Source organism: Achromobacter pulmonis (assembly GCF_902859765.1).
Taxonomy (GTDB): domain Bacteria; phylum Pseudomonadota; class Gammaproteobacteria; order Burkholderiales; family Burkholderiaceae_B; genus Achromobacter; species Achromobacter pulmonis.
Map to the genome: position 1 here is coordinate 12353 of NZ_CADIJV010000030.1, position 25490 is coordinate 37842.

Annotated in this window: 17 protein-coding genes and 1 pseudogene; 10 read left to right on the forward strand and 8 right to left on the reverse strand. The window is 67.6% G+C overall.

From position 1 onward, the window contains the following. Positions 1-96 precede the first annotated feature (96 nt). Positions 97-3870: a methionine synthase gene (metH, locus tag HV701_RS21105; RefSeq protein WP_175134963.1), complete on the forward strand. Its 3774-nt coding sequence runs from the start codon at positions 97-99 to the stop codon at positions 3868-3870. Between the two features lie 25 nt (positions 3871-3895). Here the strand turns inward: metH and HV701_RS21110 are convergent, their stop codons facing one another. Beyond that, on the reverse strand, positions 3896-5272 hold the full coding sequence (locus HV701_RS21110) for an MFS transporter (protein WP_175134964.1): 1377 nt from the start codon (positions 5270-5272) through the stop codon (positions 3896-3898). Positions 5273-5372: 100 nt separating this feature from the next. On the opposite strand from HV701_RS21110, the gene HV701_RS21115 reads away from it, so the two are divergent. Next, positions 5373-6242 carry a LysR family transcriptional regulator gene (locus HV701_RS21115; RefSeq protein ID WP_175134965.1) on the forward strand — a complete coding sequence of 290 codons (870 nt, stop codon included), beginning with the start codon at positions 5373-5375 and terminating at the stop codon, positions 6240-6242. A gap of 40 nt (positions 6243-6282) precedes the next feature. Here the strand turns inward: HV701_RS21115 and iaaH are convergent, their stop codons facing one another. Next, positions 6283-7749, reverse strand: a complete 1467-nt coding sequence (gene iaaH / locus HV701_RS21120) for an indoleacetamide hydrolase (RefSeq protein WP_175134966.1) — start codon at positions 7747-7749, stop codon at positions 6283-6285. 205 nt (positions 7750-7954) lie between these two features. Here iaaH and HV701_RS21125 point away from each other — a divergent pair, with 205 nt between their 5' ends. Next, positions 7955-8782 carry a helix-turn-helix transcriptional regulator gene (locus tag HV701_RS21125; protein ID WP_175134967.1) on the forward strand — a complete coding sequence of 276 codons (828 nt, stop codon included), beginning with the start codon at positions 7955-7957 and terminating at the stop codon, positions 8780-8782. A gap of 56 nt (positions 8783-8838) precedes the next feature. Here the strand turns inward: HV701_RS21125 and mutY are convergent. Then, positions 8839-9907, reverse strand: a pseudogene (mutY, locus tag HV701_RS21130) (A/G-specific adenine glycosylase). A 170-nt stretch (positions 9908-10077) separates the two neighbouring features. Between mutY and HV701_RS21135 the strand changes: the two are divergent. Next, a complete protein-coding gene (locus HV701_RS21135) occupies positions 10078-13689 on the forward strand; it encodes an indolepyruvate ferredoxin oxidoreductase family protein (protein WP_175134968.1) in 3612 nt (1203 codons plus the stop codon). A 66-nt stretch (positions 13690-13755) separates the two neighbouring features. Here the strand turns inward: HV701_RS21135 and HV701_RS21140 are convergent, their stop codons facing one another. Then, positions 13756-14445, reverse strand: a complete 690-nt coding sequence (locus tag HV701_RS21140) for a M24 family metallopeptidase (protein ID WP_175134969.1) — start codon at positions 14443-14445, stop codon at positions 13756-13758. Between the two features lie 272 nt (positions 14446-14717). Here HV701_RS21140 and HV701_RS21145 point away from each other — a divergent pair, with 272 nt between their 5' ends. Then, the gene (locus tag HV701_RS21145) at positions 14718-15674 is read left to right on the forward strand and encodes a GlxA family transcriptional regulator (protein WP_175134970.1); all 957 of its coding nucleotides are present in this window, start codon (positions 14718-14720) and stop codon (positions 15672-15674) included. 13 nt (positions 15675-15687) lie between these two features. Here the strand turns inward: HV701_RS21145 and cheD are convergent, their stop codons facing one another. The 3 genes from cheD to HV701_RS21160 all read right to left on the reverse strand — a co-directional run bounded on the left by cheD (position 15688) and on the right by HV701_RS21160 (position 18418). Next, a complete protein-coding gene (gene cheD / locus HV701_RS21150; RefSeq protein WP_175134971.1) occupies positions 15688-16479 on the reverse strand; it encodes a chemoreceptor glutamine deamidase CheD in 792 nt (263 codons plus the stop codon). Positions 16480-16799: 320 nt separating this feature from the next. Next, a complete protein-coding gene (locus HV701_RS21155) occupies positions 16800-17708 on the reverse strand; it encodes a cell division protein FtsX (RefSeq protein ID WP_175134972.1) in 909 nt (302 codons plus the stop codon). Then, positions 17705-18418, reverse strand: a complete 714-nt coding sequence (locus tag HV701_RS21160) for a cell division ATP-binding protein FtsE (protein ID WP_175134973.1) — start codon at positions 18416-18418, stop codon at positions 17705-17707. The genes HV701_RS21155 and HV701_RS21160 overlap by 4 nt, the downstream gene beginning before the upstream one ends. 318 nt (positions 18419-18736) lie before the next feature. On the opposite strand from HV701_RS21160, the gene HV701_RS21165 reads away from it, so the two are divergent. The 5 genes from HV701_RS21165 (at position 18737) to HV701_RS21185 (ending at position 24250) form a co-directional block, all read left to right on the forward strand. Then, positions 18737-19753 carry an amino acid ABC transporter substrate-binding protein gene (locus HV701_RS21165; RefSeq protein WP_175134974.1) on the forward strand — a complete coding sequence of 339 codons (1017 nt, stop codon included), beginning with the start codon at positions 18737-18739 and terminating at the stop codon, positions 19751-19753. A gap of 125 nt (positions 19754-19878) precedes the next feature. Beyond that, positions 19879-21069: an amino acid ABC transporter permease gene (locus tag HV701_RS21170; RefSeq protein WP_175134975.1), complete on the forward strand. Its 1191-nt coding sequence runs from the start codon at positions 19879-19881 to the stop codon at positions 21067-21069. Between the two features lies 1 nt (position 21070). Beyond that, positions 21071-22174 (forward strand): amino acid ABC transporter permease, encoded by a 1104-nt coding sequence (locus HV701_RS21175; RefSeq protein WP_175134976.1) that lies wholly within the window; start codon positions 21071-21073, stop codon positions 22172-22174. Between the two features lie 60 nt (positions 22175-22234). Further along, a complete protein-coding gene (locus tag HV701_RS21180) occupies positions 22235-22975 on the forward strand; it encodes an amino acid ABC transporter ATP-binding protein (protein WP_175134977.1) in 741 nt (246 codons plus the stop codon). A gap of 258 nt (positions 22976-23233) precedes the next feature. Next, positions 23234-24250: a Bug family tripartite tricarboxylate transporter substrate binding protein gene (locus HV701_RS21185; RefSeq protein ID WP_175134978.1), complete on the forward strand. Its 1017-nt coding sequence runs from the start codon at positions 23234-23236 to the stop codon at positions 24248-24250. 43 nt (positions 24251-24293) lie between these two features. Here the strand turns inward: HV701_RS21185 and HV701_RS21190 are convergent, their stop codons facing one another. After that, a complete protein-coding gene (locus HV701_RS21190) occupies positions 24294-25469 on the reverse strand; it encodes an ABC transporter substrate-binding protein (RefSeq protein WP_175134979.1) in 1176 nt (391 codons plus the stop codon). Between the last annotated feature and the right edge of the window lie 21 nt (positions 25470-25490).

The following is a 25490-nucleotide window of genomic DNA, read 5'->3' on the forward strand; positions in this document are numbered from 1 at the left end:
GTTACGATCAGGGGTTGATTTTTCGGCGTTTATCGCATTTTCGCGACATTCGCGCCGTCGTCCCTGCTGTCCCAAACCTTCCTTCCGGACCCGAACGTGCCGTATCCCCGCCTGCCTTATCCGCCCGAGAGCTTTACCCGTGGCGGCGATTTCGCCCGATTGCTCGGCCAGCGCATCCTGATCCTGGATGGCGCCATGGGCACGATGATCCAGCGCTACAAGCTGGGCGAGGCCGATTTCCGTGGCGAGCGTTTCGCCGACCACGGCAAGGACCTGAAGGGCGACAACGAATTGCTGTCGCTGGTGCGGCCGGACGTGATCGCGGAGATCCACCGCCAGTACCTGGAGGCTGGCGCCGACGTCATCGAAACCAACACCTTCGGCGCCACCTCGATCGCGCAGGGCGACTACGACCTGCCGGAACTGGCCTACGAATTGAACCTGGTGTCGGCACAGCTGGCGCGCGCGGCCTGTGACCAGTACAGCACGCCGGACAAACCGCGCTTCGTGGCCGGCGCGCTCGGCCCCCAGCCCAAGACGGCGTCGATTTCGCCCGACGTGAACGATCCGGGCGCGCGCAACGTCACCTTCGACGAGCTGCGGGTGGCCTATATCGAGCAGCTCAATGGCCTGCTGGATGGCGGCATCGACATCGTGCTGATCGAAACCATCTTCGATACGCTCAACGCCAAGGCGGCGATCTTCGCCACCGAGGAAGTGTTCGAGCAGCGCGGCGTGCGCCTGCCGGTGATGATCTCGGGCACCGTCACCGACGCCTCCGGCCGCATCCTGTCGGGCCAGACGGTCGAGGCTTTCTGGAATTCGGTGCGCCACGCGCGTCCGGTCACCATCGGCCTGAACTGCGCACTGGGCGCGGCGCTGATGCGCCCGTACGTGGCCGAGCTGTCCAAGATCTGCGACACCTACGTCTGCGTCTATCCCAACGCCGGCCTGCCCAACCCGATGGCCGAAACCGGCTTCGACGAGACGCCGGCCGACACCTCGGCGCTGCTGGAGGAATTCGCCCGCGCCGGGCTGGTGAACATGTCGGGCGGCTGCTGCGGCACCACGCCCGACCACATCCGCGCCATCGCCGACAAGGTCACGGCGCTGACGCCGCGGGTGGTGCCGGAGATCCCGGTCAAAACCCGCCTGTCGGGCCTGGAGCCGCTGAACATCGACGAAGACACGCTGTTCGTGAACGTGGGCGAACGCACCAACGTCACCGGCAGCAAGATGTTCGCGCGCCTGATCCGCGAAGAGAAATACGACGAGGCGCTGGCCGTGGCCCGTCAGCAGGTCGAGAACGGCGCGCAGATCATCGACATCAACATGGACGAGGCGATGCTGGACTCGGTGGCGTGCATGCACCGCTTCCTGAACCTGATCGCCTCCGAGCCCGACATCGCGCGGGTGCCGGTGATGATCGACAGTTCCAAATGGGAAGTGATCGAAACCGGCCTGAAGTGCGTGCAGGGCAAGCCGGTGGTCAACTCGATCTCGATGAAGGAAGGCCTGGAGCCGTTCCGCCACCACGCCCGCCTGTGCCGCCGCTATGGCGCGGCGGTGGTGGTGATGGCGTTCGACGAGCTGGGCCAGGCCGACACGCTGGAGCGCCGCAAGGAAATCTGCGGCCGCGCCTACAAGATCCTGGTCGAGGAAGAAGGCTTCCCGCCGGAAGACATCATTTTCGATCCCAACGTGTTCGCGGTCGCCACCGGCATCGACGAGCACAACCATTACGCCGTCGATTTCATCGAGGGCACCCGCTGGATCCGCGACAACCTGCCCCATGCCCGTATTTCGGGCGGGGTGTCGAACGTGAGCTTCTCGTTCCGCGGCAACGAGCCGATGCGCGAAGCCATCCATACGGTGTTCCTGTACTACGCGGTCAAGGAAGGCATGACGATGGGCATCGTCAACGCCGGCCAGCTGGGCGTGTACGCCGACCTCGATCCCACGCTGCGCGACCTGGTCGAGGACGTGGTGCTGGACCGCGCCGAGCCGGTCGGCAAGACCGATCCGGCCGATGAGCGCACGCCGACCGAACGCCTGGTGCAGTTCGCCGACACGGTGAAGGGCTCGGGCGCCAAGAAGGAAGAAGATCTGGCCTGGCGCAACGCGGAGGTCGAGGCGCGCCTGTCGCATGCGCTGGTGCACGGCATCACCGCCTTCATCGTCGAGGACACCGAAGAGGTGCGGCAGAAGATCGCCGCGCGCGGCGGCCGCCCGATCGAGGTGATCGAAGGCCCGCTGATGGACGGCATGAACGTGGTCGGCGACCTGTTCGGCGCCGGCAAGATGTTCCTGCCGCAGGTGGTGAAGTCGGCGCGCGTGATGAAGCAGGCCGTGGCCCACCTGATTCCCTTCATCGAAGAGGAAAAGCGCCAGATCGCGGCGGCTGGCGGCGACGTGCGCGCCAAGGGCAAGATCGTCATCGCCACGGTCAAGGGCGACGTGCACGACATCGGCAAGAACATCGTGTCGGTGGTCCTGCAGTGCAACAACTTCGAAGTGGTGAACATGGGCGTGATGGTGCCCTGCGCCCAGATCCTGGAGAAGGCCAAGGAAGAGAATGCCGACATCGTCGGCCTGTCGGGCCTGATCACGCCGAGCCTGGAGGAAATGGCTTACGTCGCCTCGGAAATGCAGCGCGACGAGTATTTCCGCAGCCGCAAGGTGCCGCTGATGATCGGCGGCGCCACCACCAGCCGCGTGCATACCGCCGTGAAGATCGCGCCCAACTACGAAGGCCCGGTGATCTACGTGCCGGACGCCAGCCGCTCGGTGGGCGTGGCCACCAGCCTCATGTCCGACCAGGCGGACGCCTACCTGGCGGAATTGGCCAAGGAATACGAGGACGTGCGCCGCCGCCACGCCAACCGCAAGGCCACGCCGATCCTGCCGCTGGCCGAGGCGCGCGCCTCGCGCCCGCAGATCGACTGGGACCGCTATACGCCGCCGCGCCCCAAGTTCATCGGCCGCCGCACCTTCAAGAGCTACGACCTGGCCGAGATCGCCAAATACGTGGATTGGGGCCCATTCTTCCAGACCTGGAGCCTGTTCGGCCCGTTCCCGGCGATCCTGGACGACAAGGTGGTGGGCGAGCAGGCGCGCAAGGTCTATGCCGACGGCCTGGCCATGATGAAGCGCATCGTCGAGGGCCGCTGGCTGACTGCCAATGGCGTGGTCGGCTTCTATCCGGCCAACCGCGTCAACGACGAGGACATCGAGGTCTACAAGGACGAGAGCCGCAGCGAGGTGCTGTTCACCTACCGCAACCTGCGCCAGCAGGGCGCCAAGCGCGAGGGGGTCAGCAACAAGTCGCTGGCCGATTTCATCGCGCCCAAGTCCAGCGGCAAGCTGGACTACATCGGCATGTTCGCGGTGACCGCCGGTCTGGGCATCGAGAAGAAGGAAGCCGAATTCGAGAAGGCGCTGGACGACTACTCCGGCATCATGCTCAAGTCGCTGGCCGACCGCCTGGCCGAAGCTTTCGCCGAATGCCTGCACGCCCGCGTGCGCCAGGACCTGTGGGGCTACGCGCCCGACGAGGCGCTGTCCAACGACGACATGATCGCCGAGAAGTACGTCGGCATCCGCCCGGCGCCCGGCTATCCGGCCTGCCCGGAACACGTGGTCAAGACCGACATGTTCCGCGTGCTGGACGGCGCCGACATCGGCATGATGCTGACCGACAGCTATGCCATGTTCCCCGCTTCGAGCGTGTCGGGCTTCTACTTCAGCCACCCGCAGTCGCAGTACTTCAACGTCGGCATCATCGGCGAAGACCAGTTGCAGGACTACGCCGCGCGCAGCGGCCGCAGCATCGAGGATCTGAAGCGCACGCTGGCGCCGAACCTGGGCTGAAGGCCGGGCGGCGAGGGATTGGCCTTTACGGCCTTTCCCGGCCCGGGGCGCCTGGCATGCCCGCCAGGCACAGGAGCGCCCCAAGGGCCAGAGAGGCGACCGCCAACGCCATCGATGCGTACATGCCATGCATGAATGCCCGTGGCGCGGTGTCGCGCACCAGATACCCGAACACGGCAACGCCCAGCATGCCGCCAATCTGCCTGGCCGAGTTGAGTACGCCCGAGGCAATGCCGGCGCGCGACACATCCACCGACGAGAGCGTGGCATTGGTCATGGTGGGGATCGTCAGCGCGATGCCGCCGCCGGCCATCAGCATCGGCACGACAAGCAGTGCGTAGCGACCGTCGCGGCTGGCCAGCAGCATCAGCAGGTAGCCGGCGGTCGCGAGCCCCAACCCCAGCACCATCAGGCGGCGCGCGCCCAGGCGGGCAATAAGCCGGCCTGCCACGATATTCGCGCCGATCAGGACGACTGTCATGGGCAGGAATGCAAATCCCGCCTGTTGGGGCGACAGGTGCTGCTGGATCTGGAAGAACAGACTCAGCACGAACACCAGGCCGTAGTACGCGAAGTTCACCATCATGCCGGACACGGATGAAACCGTGAACATCGGCACGCGGAACAACGCCAGTGGCAGCATCGGCGTTGGCGCATGCGATTCGATCCAGAGAAAGGCGCCGAGTCCCAGCGCGAAGGCTGCGAGGCCGGCCAGGACCCACGCATCGCCCCAGCCCCGCGAACCTGCTTCGATCAGGCTGGCTGTGAGCGCCGCGAGCGCCACCGCGGCGGCCGCCTGGCCCGGCCAATCCAGATCCCGCCGCGCGCCTGCGGTATCGCGCGGTACGTGGCGCAGCGTCAGGACGAGGCCGATCATGCCGAGCGGCAGATTCAACAGGAAGATGGCGCGCCAGCCGAGATGCGTGACCAGTACGCCGCCCAGCACCGGCCCGGCCGCCAGCGCAAGCGCGCCGACCGCGCCCCACCAGCCGACCGCGCGATTGCGCGCAATCGCGGACTGAAACGCCCGTTGCAGCATCGATAGTGAATTGGGCACCAGCAGCGCGGCGCCGATGCCCTGCGCAAGGCGGGCCGCGATCAGCAACTCCAGGCTGTTCGCCAGGCCGCACAGCAGTGATGACAGCGTGAACAGTGTCAGGCCCCACAAGAACATGCGGCGCGCGCCGATGCGATCGCCCAGGGCGCCACTGGTCAGCAATAGCGCGGCGAATGCCAGGGTGTAGGCGTTGACCACCCACTGCAATCCGGTAATGCCTGTTGAAAACTCCTGGCGCAGGGCTTCCAGGGCGACATTGACGACACTGACATCGAGCAGCACGAGGGCGAAACCCGTGGCCGCGGCCAGCAGCGTGCCGCGCGGGGCGTGAGGACGAGAAGGCATGACGAGAATCCGGGGGACGTTGATCTGACGCCATGCTAGGCAGTATGAATATGTGCGTAAATTCCATAAAATTGCCAGTCAGACTGGAGAAAACGCACAGATGTTCGACTGGGAGAATCTGCGCTATTTCGTGGCGATCGCCCGTGCCGGGACACTCTCCGGCGCGGCGCGGGCATTGCGCGTTGATCACGCGACGGTCAGCCGCCGCCTGGGCGCGCTGGAAGCCGAACTGCAGATGCAACTGGTCGAGCGGCTGCCGCGCGCCTGCCGGCTGACGGCGCGCGGCGGGCAGATCCTGGAACTGGCGCAGCAGATGGAAACGGCGGCTTTTGGCATCGCGCGCCGCGCCCGTGCCCATCAAGCGCCGCTGGACGCGAAAGTCACCTTGAGCGCGCCTCCGGTCTTGGCGACGCATTTGTTGGCGCGCCATCTGGCGGCTCTGCGGCTGGCCCACCCCAGGCTCCAGCTCGCGGTGCTGGCGCAGGCGCAACAGGTATCGCTGAGCCGGCGCGAGGCGGACATCGCCTTGCGGCTGGTGCGGCCAAAGGAATCCAGCAACGTGATCCGGCGCATCGGGCGCATGCCGTTCGCGCTCTATGCGCAGCGCGACTACGCCGCCACGGTGGCGCCAGCGGATTGGGCGTTCATCGCCTACGATGAGTCCCTGGCCGACATGCCTCAGCAAAGCTGGTTGCTGGAATTCGCGGGCGGCAGGCCGGTGGTCTGCGAATTGAGCGATATCAGCGGCCATCTGGCCGCGGCCCGCGCGGGAGCGGGCGTGGCAGGACTGCCCTGCTTCATTGGCGACGCGCATGCCGACCTGACGCGGCTGGCGCATCCGGGTGACGCTTTCTCGCGGGACATCTGGCTGGTCGTGCATCGCGACCTTCGCCGCCTGAAGCCGGTGCGCGTCGTCATGGATTACCTTGTGGACATCGTCTCGCAAACGCCCATGCTGTCGCTTGACTAGCCTGCCGCCGTTGGCGGCCGGCTTTCCGGGCGTTCCGCCGTCAGTCCAGCGCCGACGCGCCAGCCCGCGCCGGCGGCGCCAAGCGTCCCAGGACGCTTTCGAGCGCCAGCCCGACCGCAAGAATCGTGCGGTCCGCGCCAGGCAAGCCATCCACCTCCAGCCCGACCGGCAGGCCCGCGTCCGACAATCCCGCCGGCAGGCTGAGCCCGGGCAGCCCCGCGTTGCTACCGGGGTCGACGTTGCGCGCCAGCCGCATGAACGATTCCAGGCTGCTGGCCTGCGGTCCGGCCAGGGGCGGCGTCACGGGAACCGTGGGGAACAGCAGTCCGTGCAGCGCATGCTGCTGGAAGGCATGGCGGTAGACGTCGATGAGCGCGTCGCGATGCACCGCGATGGCGCTGTCGTACAGGGGCTGCAATGGCAGCCGTTCGCCCGAGGGCGTGGGCAGCACGCCTGGCACGATCATGTCGTCGAAGATGGCCTTGACGTCCGGGCTGGAGATCTGCGCCACCAGTTCCTCGAAACTGACGCCGACGCCATGGCGTTGCAGGTAGGCGATGAGATCGGGCTTTTGTTCGTACAGGCACAGCGGCATGCCGGTGGCGGCGTTGCTGGCTTCCAGGCCGGGCATGTCCAGCGGGATGAGGGTGACGCCAGCGGCGCGCAGCCGCTCCAGGGCGGCCTGGGCCGTGGCCGCCACCTGCGGGTCCAGGTCCTGCCAGAAATAGCCGGGCAGGCCCAGGCGCAGCTCGGCCGCGGGCAGGGGGGGCAGAGGGGTGGCCTCGCCGGCCAGCACGGCATCCAGCAGCGCGATGTCGGCCATGCTGTTGGCGATGGGCCCGGGCGTATCGCGGGTATGCGAAATCGGCGTGATGCCCGAACCGTCATAGCGGCCCACCGACGGCCGGAAGCCGACGGCGCCATTGAGCGCGGCCGGCAGGCGCACCGAGGCGCCCGTGTCGGTGCCGAGCGCGGCTGGCACCAGGCGCGCGCCCACGGCGGCGCCGCTGCCCGAGGACGAGCCGCCGGCGATGCGTTCCGGGTCGTAGGCGTTGCGCGTGCCCGCGCCGCGCGGGCCGGGGTAAGCGGTGTTGTAGCCGGAGACGCCGAAGGCCAGTTCGTGCATGTGGGTCTTGCCGACGATGACGGCGCCGGCTTCGCGCAGGCGCCGCACGACCGGGGCATCCTCGGCGGGGACGAAGTCGCGCAAGGCCGGGGTGCCCGCGGTATTGGACAGTCCGGCGACGTGGATGTTGTCCTTGATGGCCAGGGGCACGCCCTCCAGGGGCCGCGCAGCGCGGCCGGCGGCGCGCGCCGCGTCGGCCGCCCGTGCCTGCGCCAACGCGCCGTCGGCGTCGACGGTGATGAAGGCGTTGAGGTCCTGGCGCGACGCGATGCGGTCCAGGCAGGCCTGCGTGAGGGCCGCGCTGGTGACGCGGCCGTCGCGCAGCAGTGCCGCGGCTTCGGTCACGGTCGGGCAGGTCAGGGGGGGCTCGGGGGTGGCCATGGCGGTGAATCCTTCTCGTCGGTTCGATGTTTGTCGATTGCGGCTTTTCGGGTCGATCCCTTCTATACAGGGTCGACCGTAGCATTGTCGAGCGCCGCGCGCCCGGTGGGCGGTCCGCCCCGTGGTCGCCAGCCGCGCGCCCGGGCGCCTCTGGCGCTAAGATAGGCGACCCTTATACACGTACAAGTCCCTTGCTTATCCTGGTATGAATGCCTCCCCCCCAGCCGGCGCCGCCGGCCACGAAGGCTCCCGCCTGCGCCGCCAGGCGCTGGGCGAATTCGTGCGCAGCGCCCGCTCGCGCATCACGCCGCAGATGGCCGGCCTGCCCGAAGGCATGCGCCGCCGCACGCCGGGACTGCGGCGCGAAGAGGTGGCGCAACTGTGCGGCATCAGCGTCACCTGGTACACCTGGATCGAGCAGGGCCGCGAGGTGTCGGTATCGCCGTCGGTGTGGTCGCGCATCGCGGGGGTGCTGCAATTGGCGCGGGCCGAGCGGGCCTATCTGTTCGACCTGGCCGACTGCGCCGATCCGCAGCATGCGCGCGATGACGCGCTGGGCGCGCCGGGTTCGTTGCGCGAATGCGTGGACGCCATTACCGCGCCGGCTTACGTGCTGGACCGTGCCTGGAACGTGCTGGCCTGCAATGAACCGCTGCGCGAACTGTTCGACGATTGGCCGGCGCGCGATCCCGAGCCGAACCTGCTGCGCTACATCTTTCTGGACCCGGCGGCGCGCGCGCTGGTGGTGGACTGGGAGCAGCGCGCGCGGCGCGTGGTGGCCGAGTTCCGGGCGGATGCCGGCGCGCATCTGGATGAGCCGGCGGTGCTGGCCCTGATCGATACGCTGAACCGGCAGAGCGCGGTGTTTGCCCATTGGTGGAACCGGCACGCGGTGGTCGAGCGCGAAGGGGGGCTGCGCGAGTTCGCGCACCCGCGGCGCGGCCGCGTGGCCTTTCAGCAGATCACCTTCCGCCTGGCGACGCACCTGGACCTGAAGCTGGTGATGCTGCTGGACGGGGCCGGGCCGGGCTGAGGCGGCGCGCCGGGACGCCGGGCGGCTCCGTAGTCCCGCCCGGCGCGGGACGATGCTCAGAACAGCGTGCCGTGCGCCGCGTTCGCCTGTGCCAGTCCCAACAGCAATTTCTTGACCGGCGCCGGCAGCGCCGTGGCCGCCAGGTCGTCGGGCGCCACCCAGCGGCTGGGCGGATGGCCGACGACCTGGCTGGCCGCGCGCACCTCGACCCACCAGGGCCGTACATGCAGCCGGTAGTGCGTGAAGGTGTGCGAGAACGCCGCCAGGGCGCTGTGCCGTTCCGGCTCCAGCCCCAGCGCCCGCGAGGCCGCGCCAGGGTCGCCGGCCACGTCGAATTCCGGCAGGCTCCACAGACCGCCCCAGATGCCGGGCTCGGGCCGTTGCTGCAGCAGATAGGCGCCGCGCCATTGCAGCACCAGCATGGCGGTCTCGCGTTCCGGAATCGCCTTGCGGGCCTTGGGCGTGGGCAGTTCGGCCTGGCGGCCTTCGCGCCGGGCGACGCAGGTATCGGCGACCGGGCAGCGGTCGCAGGCCGGCTTGCCGCGCGTACAGAGCGTAGCGCCCAGGTCCATCAGGCCCTGCGTGTAGGCGGCCATGTCCAGGCCGGGGGGCGGCCTCGACCTGGGCGTCGGCCAGGGCCCACAGGCGCTGTTCGATCTCGCGCTTGGAGGGATCGCCGGCGATGCCGAAGTGGCGGGTGAAGACGCGCTTGACGTTGCCGTCCAGGATCGGCGAGCGTTCGCCATAAGCGAAGGCAGCAATGGCGGCGGCGGTGGAGCGGCCGATGCCGGGCAGGGTGGCGATGGCTTCGGCGCTGGGCGGGAAGCGGCCGTTCCAGTCGCGCGCGATCTCCTGGGCGCAGCGGTGCAGGTTGCGGGCGCGGGCGTAGTAGCCCAGGCCGGCCCAGTAGGGCATCACGTCTTCCTGGGCGGCGGCGGCCAGCGCGGCGACGTCGGGGAAACGCTGCAGGAAACGTTCGTAGTAGGGGATCACCGTGGCCACCTGCGTCTGCTGCAGCATGATCTCGGAGAGCCAGATGCGGTAGGGGTCCCGGGTGTTCTGCCAGGGGAGATCGTGGCGGCCATGCTGGCGTTGCCAGGCGACGATGCGGGGGGCGAAGTCCATGCCCGCAATTATCGCATCGCCCTATTGCCGGGGGTGGGGGGAGCGGTTACAACCGTAGGACAGAGGCGCATCGAGCGCCCGGAATTCACCTCCCGCCGCTTGTCCGCATGCGCTTCAAGAGGGCGTGATGCGTTGGCTGCCGCGGGCGTTCCACGACCCTCGGAGTAGACATGAATGCCCCCCTCACGCCCGCGCTGCGCGCGGCGCTCGAAACCGTCCAGTTGGACGATAAGTACACCCTGGAAAGCGGCCGCGCCTGGATGAGCGGCATCCACGCCCTGGTGCGCCTGCCGATGATGCAGCGGCTGCGCGACCTGCGCGCGGGGCTGAACACGGCGGGCTTCGTGTCGGGCTACCGGGGCTCGCCATTGGGCGGGGTCGACCAGAACATGTGGAAGGCGGCCAAGTACCTGAAGGCGCACCACGTCGAGTTCCAGCCGGGCATCAACGAGGACCTGGCGGCCACGGCGGTGTGGGGCACGCAGCAGGTCAATCTGTTCCCCGGCGCCAAGTACGACGGCGTGTTCGGCATGTGGTACGGCAAGGGGCCGGGCGTGGACCGCTGCGGCGACGTGTTCAAGCACGCCAACGCGGCCGGCACCTCGCCGCACGGCGGCGTGCTGGTGGTGGCCGGCGATGATCACCCGGCCAAGTCGTCGACGCTGCCGCACCAGAGCGACCACATCCTCAAGGCCTGCATGATCCCGGCGTTGTTTCCGTCGAGCGTGCAGGAGGTGCTGGACTACGGCCTGCATGGCTGGGCCATGAGCCGCTATGCCGGCGTCTGGGTCGGGATGAAGTGCATCACCGACATCGTCGAGGTGTCGGCCTCGGTGGACGTGGACCCGTACCGCGTGCAGATCGTGCTGCCCGAGGATTTCCTGCTGCCGCCGGACGGCCTGAACATCCGCATCCCCGACACGCCGCTGCAGCAGGAGGCGCGGCTGCTGGACTACAAGCTGTACGCGGCGCTGGCCTACGCCCGGGCCAACAACCTGAACCGCGAGCTGTGGCAGGTGCCGGCGCGCGATGCGCGCTTCGGCATCATGACCTCGGGCAAGGCCTACCTGGACACGCGCCAGGCGCTGTCCGACCTGGGGCTCAGCGATGCCGTGTGCCAGCGCATCGGCCTGAGGCTGTTCAAGGTCGGCATGGTATGGCCGCTGGAGTCCACCGGTATGGCGCGCTTTGCCGACGGCCTGGACGAGATCCTGGTGGTCGAGGAAAAGCGCCAGGTGCTGGAATACCAGCTCAAGGAAGAACTGTTCAGCTGGATCGGCAGCGGCAAGAAGATTCCGCGCGTGGTCGGCAAGTTCGACGACAAGGACGGTGGCGAATGGGCGGTGCCGCAGGGCAACTGGCTGCTGCCGGCGCATTACGAGTTTTCGCCGGCGATGGTGGCCAAGGCCATCGCCGCGCGCCTGCTGCGCTTCGAGTTGCCGGCCGACGTGCGCGCCGGCATCGAGGCGCGGCTGGCTTTCATCGCTGATCGCGAACAGGCACTGGCGCGTCCGCGCGTGGTGGAGGACCGCAAGCCGTGGTTCTGTTCGGGCTGTCCGCACAATACGTCCACGCGGGTGCCGGAAGGCTCGCGCGGCATGGCCGGCATCGGCTGCCACTACATGGTGACCTGGATGGGCCGCAATACCCAGGTCTACACCCAGATGGGCGGCGAGGGCGTGCCGTGGCTGGGGCAGGCGCCGTTCACCGAAGAAAAGCACGTGTTCGCCAACCTCGGCGACGGCACCTACTTTCATTCGGGCCTGCTGGCGATCCGCGCGGCGGTGGCGGCCAAGGCGCCGATCACCTACAAGATCCTGTTCAACGACGCGGTGGCCATGACCGGCGGGCAGCCGGTGGACGGCCCCATCAGCGTGCCGATGATCAGCCGCCAGGTGGCGGCCGAGGGCATCGACAAGATCGTAGTGGTCACCGACGAGCCGGAGAAATACCAGGGCCTGGCCGGCATGGCGCCGGGCGTGCCGGTCAAGCACCGCGACGAGCTGGACGCGGTGATGCGCGAACTGCGCGAACACCCCGGCGTGTCGGTGCTGATCTACGACCAGACCTGCGCCACCGAGAAGCGCCGCCGCCGCAAGCGCGGCGCCTATCCCGATCCGGCGCGGCGCGTAGTCATCAACGAACGCGTGTGCGAAGGCTGCGGCGACTGTTCGCAGAAATCGCATTGCCTGTCGGTGGAACCGCTGGAGACCGAGTTCGGCCGCAAGCGCGCCATCAACCAGTCCAGCTGCAACAAGGACTTCTCCTGTCTGAAGGGCTTCTGCCCCAGCTTCGTCACGGTGGAAGGCGGCAAGCTGCGCAAGCCGCGCGCGCTGGCGCCGGAGGGCGCGGTCGATGACGACGTGCCGCAGCCGGCGTTGCCGGCGCTGGCGCAGGCCTATGGCGTGTTCATCGCCGGCGTGGGCGGCACCGGCGTGGTCACCATCGGCCAGTTGCTGGGCATGGCGGCGCACCTGGAGGGCAAGGGCTGTTCGGTGCTGGACATGGCCGGCCTGGCGCAGAAGGGCGGTGCGGTGTATTCGCACGTGGTGCTGGCGCAGACGCCGGAACACCTGATGAACACGCGCGTGGCCATGGGCGAGGCCGACCTGATGCTGGCCGGCGACCTGGTGGTGGCGACCAGCGCCGACGCCATGGCGCGGCTGCGTCCCGGCCGCTCGCGCGCGCTGCTCAACAGCGACACCGCGCCCACCGCCGCGTTCGTCACCAATCCAGACTGGACGCTGCCGGGCGGCAACCTGACGGCGGACCTGCAGGCCGCCTGCGGCAAGGACAACCTGCACACGGTGGATGCCTCGGCGCTGGCCGTGGGCCTGCTGGGTGACGCCATCTATTCCAACCCGTTGATGATGGGCTATGCCTACCAGAAGGGCTGGCTGCCGCTGTCACGCGAGGCCTTGCTGCGCGCCATCGAGCTCAATGGCCAGCAGGTGCCCAATAACCTGGCCGCTTTCGCCTGGGGCCGGCGCGCGGCCCATGACCTGGCCGGCGTCACGCGCCTGCTGGCCAATGGCGGCGCGCCGGCGCATCCGGAAGGCATCATCGAGATCCGCCGCCCGCGCGCGCCCAGCCCGGTGGTGGAACTGAAGAAGCCGGCCGGCGAACTGGAACGCCTGGTCGAGGCGCGCCGCGCGTTCCTGACGCAGTATCAGGACGCCGCCTACGCCAAGCAGTACACCGACCTGGTGGCCAAGGTGGCGCATGCCGAGCATGAGGCCACCGGCACCCAGCGCCTGGCGCTGGCAGTGGCGCGCTACTACTTCAAGCTGCTGGCCTACAAGGATGAGTACGAGGTGGCGCGGCTGTATACGGACGGCGAATTCCTAAAGCGCGTCGGCGAGCAGTTCGAGGGCGACTGGAAGCTGCGCTTTCACCTGGCGCCGCCGCTGTTCGCGCGCCGCGGCCCGGACGGACATCTGGTCAAGAAGGCCTACGGTCCCGGCATGTTGCGGGTGTTCCGTCTGTTGGCGCGCATGAAGCGCCTGCGCGGCACGCGCCTGGATCCTTTCGGCTACACCCGCGAGCGCCGCGCCGAGCGCGAGCTGGCGCGCGAGTACCACGAGACGCTGACCGCGATCCTGTGCAAGCTCAATCGCGGCAACCTGGAGCGCGCGGTGGCGCTGGCCAGCGTGCCCGAAGAGATCCGTGGCTACGGCCACGTGAAAGAGGCGGCGATGGAGAAGGCCGCCGCGCGGCGCGAGGCCCTGCTCAAGGACTTCAGCGCCAGCGTGGTGTCGATCGGCGGCGTGCGTGCGGCGTAGCGGGGGGCGGCCGTCGGGCCGCTGGATAGTGCCGGCCGCCCTGCGCGCCGGCGCCCCGTGCGGCTTTCACGCCGGATAGTGCGCGTCGTCCAGCAGCATGTCCTCGAAGAACGCGCCGTAGCGACCCTGCGGATCGCGCAGGTGGATCTCCAGGATCCAGCGCATCTCCGACGGTCGGATCGCCAGGTCGGCGAGCGAGCCGGTGTGGATCGCCGCGTGCGGGAAGTCGGACACGCGGTGGCCGGGCAGGTCGAAATTCAGTTCCCAGCCCATGGCGCGCGCCTGGCGGTCGGCGTAGGCGTACAGCGCCTGGCCGCTCAGCCGCTCGCGCAGCCAGACGCCGCGCACATCGTGGAACAGCGCCTCGGCGTCGCGCACGCAGCGCGCCTGCCCGGGGTCATCGCCCACCACGTAGCTCTTGCCGCCGTCGCCTTCCCAGGCGTCCAGGCGCGGCGCGATGTCGAGAAAGAAGATGTCGTGTTCGCCCAGCGCCACACCGGGCGCGGACGCCTGGCGCATGGCCTTCATGGTGTTGGCGCCGAAGCGCACGCGGGTGGGATGCCAACTGAGCGCCAGGCCGGCGTCAATCAGGGTCTGCTTGGCCATGGCGACGGCGTCTTCCTCGATCATGCCGGGGCGGATGCGCGTGGCGATATCCTCGATGGCCTGGCGTGTCTTGTTGCGAGCCAGTAGCATGCCGTCGACGGAAAAGGCGGGACCGACGCGTTCGCTGGGGTCGGAGGAGGGCGTTTGCATGCTGCATTTCCTTGCGTGGCGAGCCCGGAGGGCGATGCAAGACAGTCTGCGCGGACGTCCGGCCACGGGCCAGCGTCGGGCGGGACGGATTCCGGCCAGCATGGCGCAGCTGGCGGCCAAGGCCCCGGAAGGCGGCGGATTGCGGCCGCCGTGGCACGGTTTGCGGCCACGCCTGACGCGGGGGATCGGCATGCTGGAAGGCTTGGGCTAAGGTAGCGTTTAGCGGCGGCAGCGCTCAGTCGCGCCGCGCCCACCCTCTCGCCCTCGACCCCATGAAATCCGTTGCCATCCTCGTGTTTCCCGGCGTGCAGTCGCTGGACGTCTGCGGACCGCTGGATGTGTTCGCCGAGGCCAACCGTTTCCTGTTGCCCGCGCGCCAGTACCGGATGGAACTGATCGGCCTGACGCGCGGCGTGGTGCCCTGTTCCAACGGCATGCTGCTGACGCCGCAGCGCCACTACGCCGAGGTCGCGGACGTGCCCGATCTGCTGCTGGCGGCCGGCGGCCCGGGCCTGCCGGCGGCGCGGGAATCGGATGACGCGCTGGCCTGGCTGCGCGCGGCCTGCGCGCGGGCCGAGCGCTACGGCTCGATCTGCAATGGCGTTTTCCTGCTGGCGCGTGCCGGCCTGCCCGCGGGCGCCACGGTCACCACCCACTGGAACGACGCGCCGGCGTTGGCGGCGCGCTTTCCGGACCTGCGGGTCGAGACCGACCGCCTGTACGCGCAGGACGGCCGGCTGCACACGTCGGCGGGGGTGACCGCCGGCATAGACCTGGCGCTGTATCTGGTGGCACAGGACCACGGGCCGGAGGTGGCGCTGAACGTGGCCAAGCGGCTGGTGGTGTTCATGCAGCGCGCTGGCGGGCAATCGCAGTTCAGCCCGTTTCTGACGCCCTTCGTCGAGGAGACCTCGGCGGTGGCGCAGGTGCAGCAGTACGTGCTGGGGCATCTGGCCGACGATCTCGGCGTGGACGCGCTGGCGGCGGTGGCCAACATGAGCCGCCGCAACTTCTCTCGGGTGTTCCTGCGGGATGCGGGCGTCACGCCGGCGGATTTCGTCGAAAGCGTCCGGGTGGATGCGGCCCGCGCGCGGCTGGAGCGCGCGTCGGCGCCGCTCAAGACCGTGGCGTTTGATTGCGGCTTCCGTGATGCGCGGCACCTGCGCGAGGTGTTCCAGCGGCGGCTGGGCGTGTCGCCCAGCCAGTACCGCGCCAGCTTCGGCTGCTGACGCGGCGGCGGGTTCAGCCGCCCGCGGTTTCCGGCTTGCGGCGGCGGGTGACGCCGGTATCGAAGCGCTCCACGCCGGGACGCGTGGCGGGACGATCGAAGCGCTCGACCCCCGGACGGTCGAATCGTTCGACGCCGGGGCGATCGCCGCCCGCACGGGCGGCGGGCCGGTCGAAACGTTCCACGCCGGGCCGCGCAAAGCGCTCGACCCGCGGCGGGCTTTGGGTCTTGGCCTGCACGCTTTCGGCGGCAGCCTGTTCGCGCTTGGCGATGATTTCTTCGGCGCGCTGGTGGTGCGGCGCCATCTTGCGCACCATCACGCGGCCGTTGCGCGGGAAATAGTTGATGCGGCGCGCATGCACGTCGCCCAGGTCCTGGGCCTTGACCGGGATGCCTTCGGTGCGCAGGTAGTTCAGCACGAACTGGCCGTTGCGCTCGCCGATGTTCATCTGCTGCATCGCCGACAGCACCGCGCCGCCGCCGAATACCTTGGCTTCGAGGCGGTCGCGCACCGCGCCGGCCTTGAGCAGTTCGTTGATCAGCACTTCCATGGCGAAGGCGCCATAGCGCATGGTGGCCGAGGCGGGCGACTGCATGTCGCCCTCGGGCAGCATGAAGTGGTTCATGCCGCCGACTCCGTTGACCGGGTCGTGAATGCAGGCAGCCACGCACGAGCCGAGCACGGTCGAGATCATGATGTCTTCGTCGGTGACGTAGTACTCGTTGGGAAGTACCTTCACCGCCTGGGATTGGAACGCGCTATCGAAGTAATGGCGCGTCGCGCGGGCGTCAAGACGGGCGACCATGGGGCGGAAACAGGGGCAAGGACAACGGTTGGATCACGAAAGGCGGCGCTCGTAGGACAGAAAAACGTTTCAAAATATGTAGAAAAATGTCGCTTTATTCTTGCACATTTGGCCGGAAATAGGGGGAAAAGCTATGTAACCGCAACGTTGCGATGGCCCCCGGAAATATGACCGTTTGTCCATCGGTTGCATCCTAACCACGGCTGGGCGCGGCCGTTCCCCGGATCACGGGGGCGAACGGGGGCTATACGTGGCTTTAGGGGAATGTGCCCGGAGACGGCCGGGCGGGAAGAGGCCCGCGCCGGCCGCCCGATCCCGGGTCAGAAGCGCGTGCTGCGGGTCACGGACCAGCGCGCCGACAACGCGCCGAGGGCGGCCGAGGCGATGATGGCGGCCAGCAATGCCGGGGCGCCGGGCAAATGCAAGGCGAATTCCGCCCCATAGCTGCGGGCCAGGCCGAGCAGGGCGTTGTTCAGCGGCGACAGCGCCACGGCCGCCACGCCGATGGCCAGCAGCGAAGCCAGGGCGCCGGACAGGGCGCCCAGGTACAGGAAGGGGCGCCGCACGAACGATTCGGTGGCGCCCACCAGCCGCGCCACCGCGATCTCCTCGCGTTGCGACAGGGCCTGCATGCGCACGGTGTTGAACACCGTGGCCAGCACCACCACCGCCACGCAGGCAGCCAGGAAGCCCAGTCCGATACGGGCGAAACGCAGGATCGCCTCCAGGCGCTGGACCCAGGCGCTGTCCAGCTGCACCAGATCCACCTGATCCCATTGCTTCCAGGCGCGCGCCAGTTTGTCGGCGCGGCCGGCCAGGTCTTCGCCGTCGGCCAGGGTCACCACCACCGCGTCAGGCAGGGGATTGCCCGGCAGCACGGCCAGCGCCTGTTGCCAGGCCGGGTTGGCGCGCAGGGCGGCGAGGGCGTCGTCGCGGCCGACCACGCGCACCGCGCGCACGTCGCCGGCGTACTCGCCCTGGATGCGCCTGGCCACGTCGGCGGCGGCGCCGGCGGGCGCGTCGACCCGCATGAAGACGGTGACTTCAGGGGTGACGGACATCTGCCGCGCCACCGGCTGCACCGATACCAGGATGGCGCTGCCCAGCAGCGGCAGGGCCAGGGCCAGGGCCATCACCAGCAGGTTGGCGAGCGACGAGAAGGGTTGTTTCACCAGCCGGCGCAAGGTGACCATGAGGGCATAGCGATGCTGCCGCAGCCAGGCGTTCATGCCGGTTCTCCCGCGATGCCTTGGCCAGCGTTGGCCGCGGGCGTGGGGGCGCCGTGCGAGTCGGAGAACTTGCCGGGGTCGATGCGCAGGGTGCGGGTGGCGTAGCGCGCCATGAGTTCCTGGTCGTGCGAGGCGATCAGCGTGGTGACGCCGACGCGGTTGAAGTCGCGGAACACGTTCATGATGCGCTGCGCGTTGTCGTGGTCGAGGTTGGCGGTGGGCTCGTCGGCGATCAGGATGGCGGGCCGGTTGACGATGGCGCGGGCGATCGCCAGGCGCTGCTGTTCGCCGCCGGACAGTTCGATGGGGTTGAGGTCTTCCTTGCCCGACAGCCCGACCTTGTCGAGCGCGGCGCGCGCGCGGGCGGCGGCCGAGTCCCAGGGGTGGCCGGTGACCGCCAGCGGCAGCATCACGTTTTCAAAGGCGCTGCGATCGAACAGCAGGTGGGTGTCCTGCAGGATCACGCCGACGGCGCGGCGCAGGTAGGGCCGGGCGCGCGCCGGCAGCTTGTCGAGCCGCTGGCCGTTGACCTGGATCGCGCCGCGGCTGGCGGGCTCGAGCCCGCCGATCAGCTTGAGCAGGGTGGACTTGCCCGCGCCGGAGGGACCCGACACGAAAACGAACTCGCCCGCGCTTACGCGGAAGTTGATGTCGGCCAGGATATTGCGGCCGCGGCCATACGATTTGAAGACGTGCTGGAATTCGATCATGGCGGCTGTCGGATGAAGCCGCAATAGTAACTCGGGGACAGTGAGCTGGCCTAAAACGGCGCAGCGGGCACGGCCGGAAAAAGTGTCCCGATGTGACCACTCATGGGTCGGACCAAGTGACCACCTGGACACTCTTTTCGGACGCAAAGAAGTGTCCCCGTTTTTGTCGTCAAACCCTGTTTGATTTCATCCAGTGTCCCTATATTTCAAGGGAATTCCCGGATGCGGAGGCTGCTGTGCGGACGCTACCATCCGCCCCATGCGTAAAGCCCAACCCGGCCTTGCGTTCGGCTTCGCAACACCCCTACGGAGATCACGATGAAAGTACTGAAACTCGCTGCCATTGGCGCTGCCCTGTTCGCGGTATCCGCGGCCGCTAACGCAGGTGCGACCTTCGATAACGTCAAGAAAAAAGGGTTTGTCCAATGCGGTGTTTCGACCGGCATTCCGGGCTTCTCGATCGCGGACAGCAAGGGTGAATACAAGGGCCTGGACGTGGACATGTGCCGCGCCATCGCCGCCACCATGTTCGGCGATGCCAGCAAGTTCAAGGTCACGCCGCTGAACACGCAGCAGCGCTTCACCGCCCTGCAGTCCGGCGAAGTGGACGTGCTGACCCGCAACACCACCGTCACGCTGACGCGCGACACCACGCTGGGCCTGATCGGCGTGGGCGTGAACTACTACGACAGCCAGGGCGTCATGGTCTCGAAAGACCTGAACGTCAAGAGCGCGAAAGAACTGAACGGCGCCACCATCTGCGTGCAGCCGGGCACCACCACCGAACTGAACCTGGCCGACTGGTTCCGCAGCCAGAAGATCGAATTCAAGCCGGTCGTGATCGACAAGTACGACGAAATCATCCGCGCCTTCGCGGCTGGCCGTTGCGATGCCTTCACGACCGACAAGTCGCAGCTGGCCTCGACCCGCACCACGCTGGAGAATCCCGACAAGTACGTGATCCTGCCGGAAGACTTCTCCAAGGAGCCGCTGGGCCCCATGGTGCGCCAGGGCGACGAGCAATGGTTCAACGTGGTGCGCTGGTCGCTGAACGCGATGCTGGAAGCCGAGGAATACGGCATCACGTCCAAGAACGTGGATGCGATGCTCAAGAGCACCAATCCCAACATCCAACGCATCCTGGGCGTGACGCCTGGCATGGGCAAGAACCTGGGCGTGGATGACAAGTGGGCCTATAACATCATCAAGCAGGTCGGCAACTACGGCGAAAGCTTCGAGGCCACGCTGGGCAAGAGCAGCGCGATGAAGCTGGAGCGCGGCCTGAATGCCAGCTACAAGCAAGGTGGCTTGATGTACGGCTGGCCGGTGCGCTAACACACGGCTGCCGGCATGGCGCCCTGGGCGCCATGCCTGGCCCGCCTTCGAGCGGGCGGCAGGAGTGGACGGCGCGGGCCGCAAGGCCCCGGCCGCCCGGTGTCCGACTTCTGTAGATTCATCCAATGACAACGCCAAATAAAAACGCCCCGATTTCGGCACCTCCCCGGCGTCTGAACTGGAACGATCCCGGCGTGCGCGCCGTGGTCTACCAAGTGATCGCACTGGCCGCCGTCGCGGCCGCGGTATGGTTCCTGGTTTCAAACACGCTGCACAACCTGTCCGTGCGCAATATCGCCACGGGCTTTGATTTTCTTGACCGCGAGGCCGGTTTCGCCATTGGCGAGACGCCCATCGCCTACTCTCCCGCCGACACCTACGGGCGCGCCATTCTGGTGGGGCTGCTCAATACCCTGCGCGTTGCCGTGCTCGGTATCGTGCTGGCGACGATCTTCGGCACCCTGATCGGCGTTGGCCGCCTGTCCAAGAACTGGCTCGTGGCCAAGATCTGTTCGGTCTATGTCGAAGTGATGCGCAACGTGCCGCTGCTGCTGCAGCTGTTCTTCTGGTACGCGCTGATCACCGAGAACATGCCGGGCCCGCGCCAGGCGCAAAACCCGCTGCCGGGCGTGTTCATTTCCAACCGGGGCCTGAAAGTGCCGGGCCTGGAAGGCTATTCGCTGGACTGGATACTGGGCGGCCTGGGCCTGGCGATCGTCGCCATCCTGTTCCTGGGACACTGGGGCAAAAAGCGCCAGGAAGCCACCGGCCAGGTGTTTCCGCTGGGGCGCGTTGCGCTTGGCCTGATCATCGGCCTGCCGGTGCTGGGGTGGCTGGTCAGCGGCGCGTCGCTGACCCTGGATATGCCGGTGCTCAAGGGCTTCAACTTCGCCGGCGGCCTGACCCTCTCGCCGGAGTTCGCCGCGCTGCTGGCGGGCCTGGTGATCTACACCTCGGCGTTCATTGCCGAAGTGGTGCGCTCGGGCATCCAGGCGGTCAATACCGGCCAATGGGAAGCCGCTGGCGCGCTGGGCCTGCGCCGCAAGCAGGTGCTGCGCCTGGTGGTGCTGCCGCAGGCGCTGCGCGTGATCATCCCGCCGATGACCAGCCAGTTCCTCAACCTCACCAAGAACAGCTCGCTGGCCGTGGCCATTGGCTATCCGGACATCGTGTCGGTGGTCAACACCACGCTGAACCAGACCGGGCAGGCCATCGAGGGCATTCTCATCATCATGGGCGCGTATCTCACGGTCAGCCTGTCGATCTCGATCTTCATGAACTGGTACAACAAGCGCATCGCGCTGGTGGAGCGTTGATATGAGCAGCACTACGCATACCCCCAGCGAAGGGCTGCCGCCGCCCAAGACCCACGTAGGCGCCTGGGCGTGGCTGCGCTCGCGCCTGTTCTCCTCGCCGCTCAACATCCTGATCACGGTGCTGTTGGCGTGGTTCCTGCTGATGGCGCTGCCGGCGCTGTTCGAATGGGCCTTCATCAAGGCCAATTACACCGCCACCAATGCGCAGGAATGCCGCGCCTCGGTGGGGGGCGCCTGCTGGGCCTTCATCATCGAGAAGCACCGGCTGATCCTGTTCGGCACCTATCCCTACGACGAGCAATGGCGGCCGCTGATCGCGACCATCATCCTGGTCGCGGTGATCGTGTGCAGCGGCATCCGCCGCTTCTGGAATTGGAAGCTCGCCATCATCTGGACCTTCGGCCTGGTCGCCGTGGCGATTCTGATGTGGGGCGGCGTGCTGGGCCTGACCTACGTGGAGAACGCGCGCTGGGGCGGCCTGCCGCTGACGCTGATCCTGTCGACGTTCGGCATCGCCTTCGCTTTCCCGATCGGCGTGCTGCTGGCGCTGGGCCGGCGCTCGAAGATGCCGGCCATCAAGGCGCTGTGCGTCGTGTACATCGAGCTGATCCGCGGCGTGCCGCTGATCAGCCTGCTGTTCATGTCGTCGGTGATGCTGCCGCTGTTCCTGCCCGAGGGCTTCTCGATCGACAAGCTGCTGCGCGCGCAGATCGCGATCATCATGTTCGCGGCCGCGTACATCGCCGAAACGGTGCGCGGCGGCCTGCAGGCGATCCCGAAGGGCCAGTACGAAGGCGCCGATTCGCTCGGCCTGAACTACTGGCAGCAGATGCGCAAGATCATCCTGCCGCAGGCGCTCAAGATCGTGATCCCGCCGCTGGTGAGCATCTTCATCGCGCTGTTCAAAGACACCTCGCTGGTGGTGATCATCGGCATCTTCGACCTGACGCTGGCGGCCAAGGCGGCCCTGTCCGACGCGGCATGGCGCGGATTCGGGGTGGAGGCGTATCTGTTCATCTCGCTGATCTACTTCGTCTTCTGCTTCTCCATGTCCAAATACAGTCAGGCGCTGGAAAAACGCCTGGCCACGGGCCACGCACGCTAGAACCTTGCCGCGGGTCCGCCCCGGGCGGACCCGCAACGCGATATTTACGGGAGTACAGGCATGTCTGATGCCATCATTCGACTGCAGGACGTGAACAAGTGGTACGGCCAGTTCCACGTGCTGCGCAACATCAACCTGGACGTGGCGCCGGGTGAGCGCATCGTGGTGTGCGGGCCGTCCGGCTCGGGCAAGTCCACCATGATCCGCTGCATCAACCGGCTCGAAGAGCACCAGCAAGGCCACATCATCGTGGACGGCACGGAGCTCACCAACGACCTCAAGCACATCGAGACCATCCGCAAGGACGTCGGCATGGTGTTCCAGCACTTCAACCTGTTCCCGCACCTGACGGTGCTGGAGAACCTGACGCTGGGCCCGATGTGGGTGCTGAAAAAGCCGCGCGCTGAGGCCGAGGCCACGGCCATGGAGTACCTGGAGCGCGTGCGCATTCCGGATCAGGCCAAGAAATTCCCCGGCCAACTGTCGGGCGGCCAGCAGCAGCGCGTGGCGATCGCCCGTTCGCTGTGCATGAGCCCCAAGATCATGCTGTTCGATGAGCCGACCTCGGCGCTCGACCCGGAAATGGTCAAGGAAGTGCTGGACGTGATGGTCAACCTGGCCCAGGAAAGCGGCATGACGATGCTGTGCGTGACCCACGAAATGGGTTTCGCGCGCAAGGTCGCCAACCGCGTCATCTTCATGGACCGCGGCGAGATCATCGAGCAGAACAGCCCGGACGAGTTCTTCGACAATCCGCAGAACGAGCGCACCAAGCTGTTCCTGAGCCAGATCCTGCATTGAGCGGGCGGCGGCGCCGGCCTGCGCCTGGCCACGGTCGACGCCTTGCCTGAACCGACCCCCGGAAGTTGGACGAAGATCCAACCTCCGGGGGTTTTTACTGATACGCCTGGATTTGTCGCGGGCACCCCGCCGGGGGGCCGCGCCGGTATGCCGGTCAGCCGAACAACGGCCGCTTTCCGTGGTATCCCTTTGTTACGCCGTTTACCCCGCTGCGGTATGCTACCCACCGCCATCGATGCACAGAGAGGAGCAAACGAAATGAAACCGACCCCCCGCAGCGCCGTGCGCCGCATCTTGCTGGGCGGCGCCGCGGCCCTGGCCGCCACGCTGACCCTGGGCGCGCCCGCGCTGGCCCAGAACACCGACTTCCCCACCAAGCCGTTGCGCTTCGTGGTGCCATACCCGCCCGGCGGCCCGCTCGACACCATGGCCCGCATGCTGGCCGAGAAGGTGCGCGGCTCGCTCGGCCAACCAGTGGTGGTGGAAAACCGCTCCGGCGCCGGCGGCAACATCGGCGCCGACCTGGTGGCCAAGGCCCCGGCCGATGGTTACACGCTGGTGATGGGCGCCGTGGCGACCCATGCCATCAACCCCTGGCTGTTCGCCAATCTGCCGTATGACCCGATCAAGGACTTCGCGCCGGTCACCATCGTGGCCGCGGTGCCGAACGTGCTGGTCATGAACCTCGATTTCGCCAAGAAAAACAAGATCGAGACGCTGGCCGACCTGATCGACTACGCCAAGAAGAATCCGGGCAAGCTGAACTACGGTTCGGGCGGCAACGGCAGCGCCGGCCACCTGTCCGGCGAACTGCTCAAGGCGCGCGCCGGCATCAACGTCGAGCACATCCCCTACCAGGGCGCGGCGCCGGCGCAGCTGGCGCTGCTGTCGGGCCAGTCGGACTTCATGTTCGACAACCTGGCGGCCGCGGCGCCGCTGATCAAGGACGGCAAGGTCAAGGCGCTGGCCGTGACCACCGCCAAGCGCTCGTCGCTGCTGGCCGACGTGCCCACGGTGGAAGAGTCGGGCATCAAGGGCTTCGACCTGGGCACCTGGTTCGGCGTGTTCACGACCGGCGGCACGCCGGCGCCGGTGGTGGCCAAGCTGAACAAGGCCTATGCTCAGGCCATGCAGCAGCCCGACGTCAAGCAGCGCCTGCTGCTGATGGGTTCGGAAGCGGCGCCGATGACGCCCGAAGCCTTCGCCGAATTCGTCAAGAACGAAAAGGCCAAGTACCAGGAGATCGTCAAGATCTCCGGCGCCAGCCTGAACTGACGGCGGACGCCTGGCGCGTTCCCGCGGGAACGCGCCAGCGCCGCTACATCTTGCAGTCGGCCGCGTGCACGTCGGTGTGATCGCGGGCGATGACCTTCAGGTTCCTGTAGACCAGCTTGCCGTCGGGGCCGGCCTCGATATGCAACAGGTACCAGTCCTGCACCGGATGCTGATTGGGACCGAACCGGAACTTGCCGCGCACGCTGGGGAAATCGGCGCGCCGCAGCGCCTCGCGGAACGCATCGGCCTTGCCGGTAACGTCGCCGTCCACGGCCTTGAGGGCCGAGCCGATCAGGTTGGCGGTGTCGTAGGCCTGCGCCGCGTAGGCGGTCGGCGCGCGGTTGTAGGCCTTGGTGAAGGCCTCGACGAAATGCTTGTTCTGCGCGTTGTCCAGGTCCGCGCTCCACAGCGAACTCAGATAGAAGCCCTTGCCGGCGCTGCCGGTGGCGGCCAGCATGCGTTCGTCCATCGAGTAGATCGGCGTGATCATCCTGATCTTGTCGGCCAGGCCGGAGTTGGCGTACTGCTTGGTCAGGTTGATACCGGCGCCGCCCGGGTGGAACTGGAAGATGGCGTCGGGGGCGAGCGAGCGGATGCGCGCCAGTTCTACCGAGAAATCGGCCTGATCGAGTTTGGTGTAGATCTCTTCGGCGATCTCGCCCTTGTAGGTGCGCTTGAAACCGGCGACCGCATCGCGTCCGGCCTGGTAGTTGGGCGCCATGACCACGACGCGCTTGGCGCCCAGTTCATTGGCGGCCATGCCGGCGGTGTCGGCGTATGAGTCGTTCTGGAACGCCACCGCGAAGTAGTTCGGGTTGCAGGCCTTGCCGGCATAGTTCGAGGGGCCGGCGTTCAGGCTGACATAGAAGCCGCCGGCATTGAGCACCGTCGGCCCGACGGCCGCCATGACGTTGGAGAAATTGACGCCCGTGAACAGGCGTACGCCGCCCTGCACCATCTTGTCGGCGATCTGCTTGGCGTTGGCCGGCTTGAGCGCGTCGTCTTCCACCCGCACGTTGACCGGCACGCCGCCGAGCTTGCCGCCGCCTTCCTTGACCGCCAGCATGAAGGCATCGCGCTCGTCCTCGCCGATGTAGCCGGCGGGCGTGGACAGCGTGCCGATGAAACCGATGTCCACGGGTTTCTGCTGCGCCTGGACGCCGCCGGCGGCCAATGCCAGCAGCAGCGCGGCGCCGCCGCGGGTGATGCGTGTCGTCATGGTTGTCTCCTCCTGTGCCTG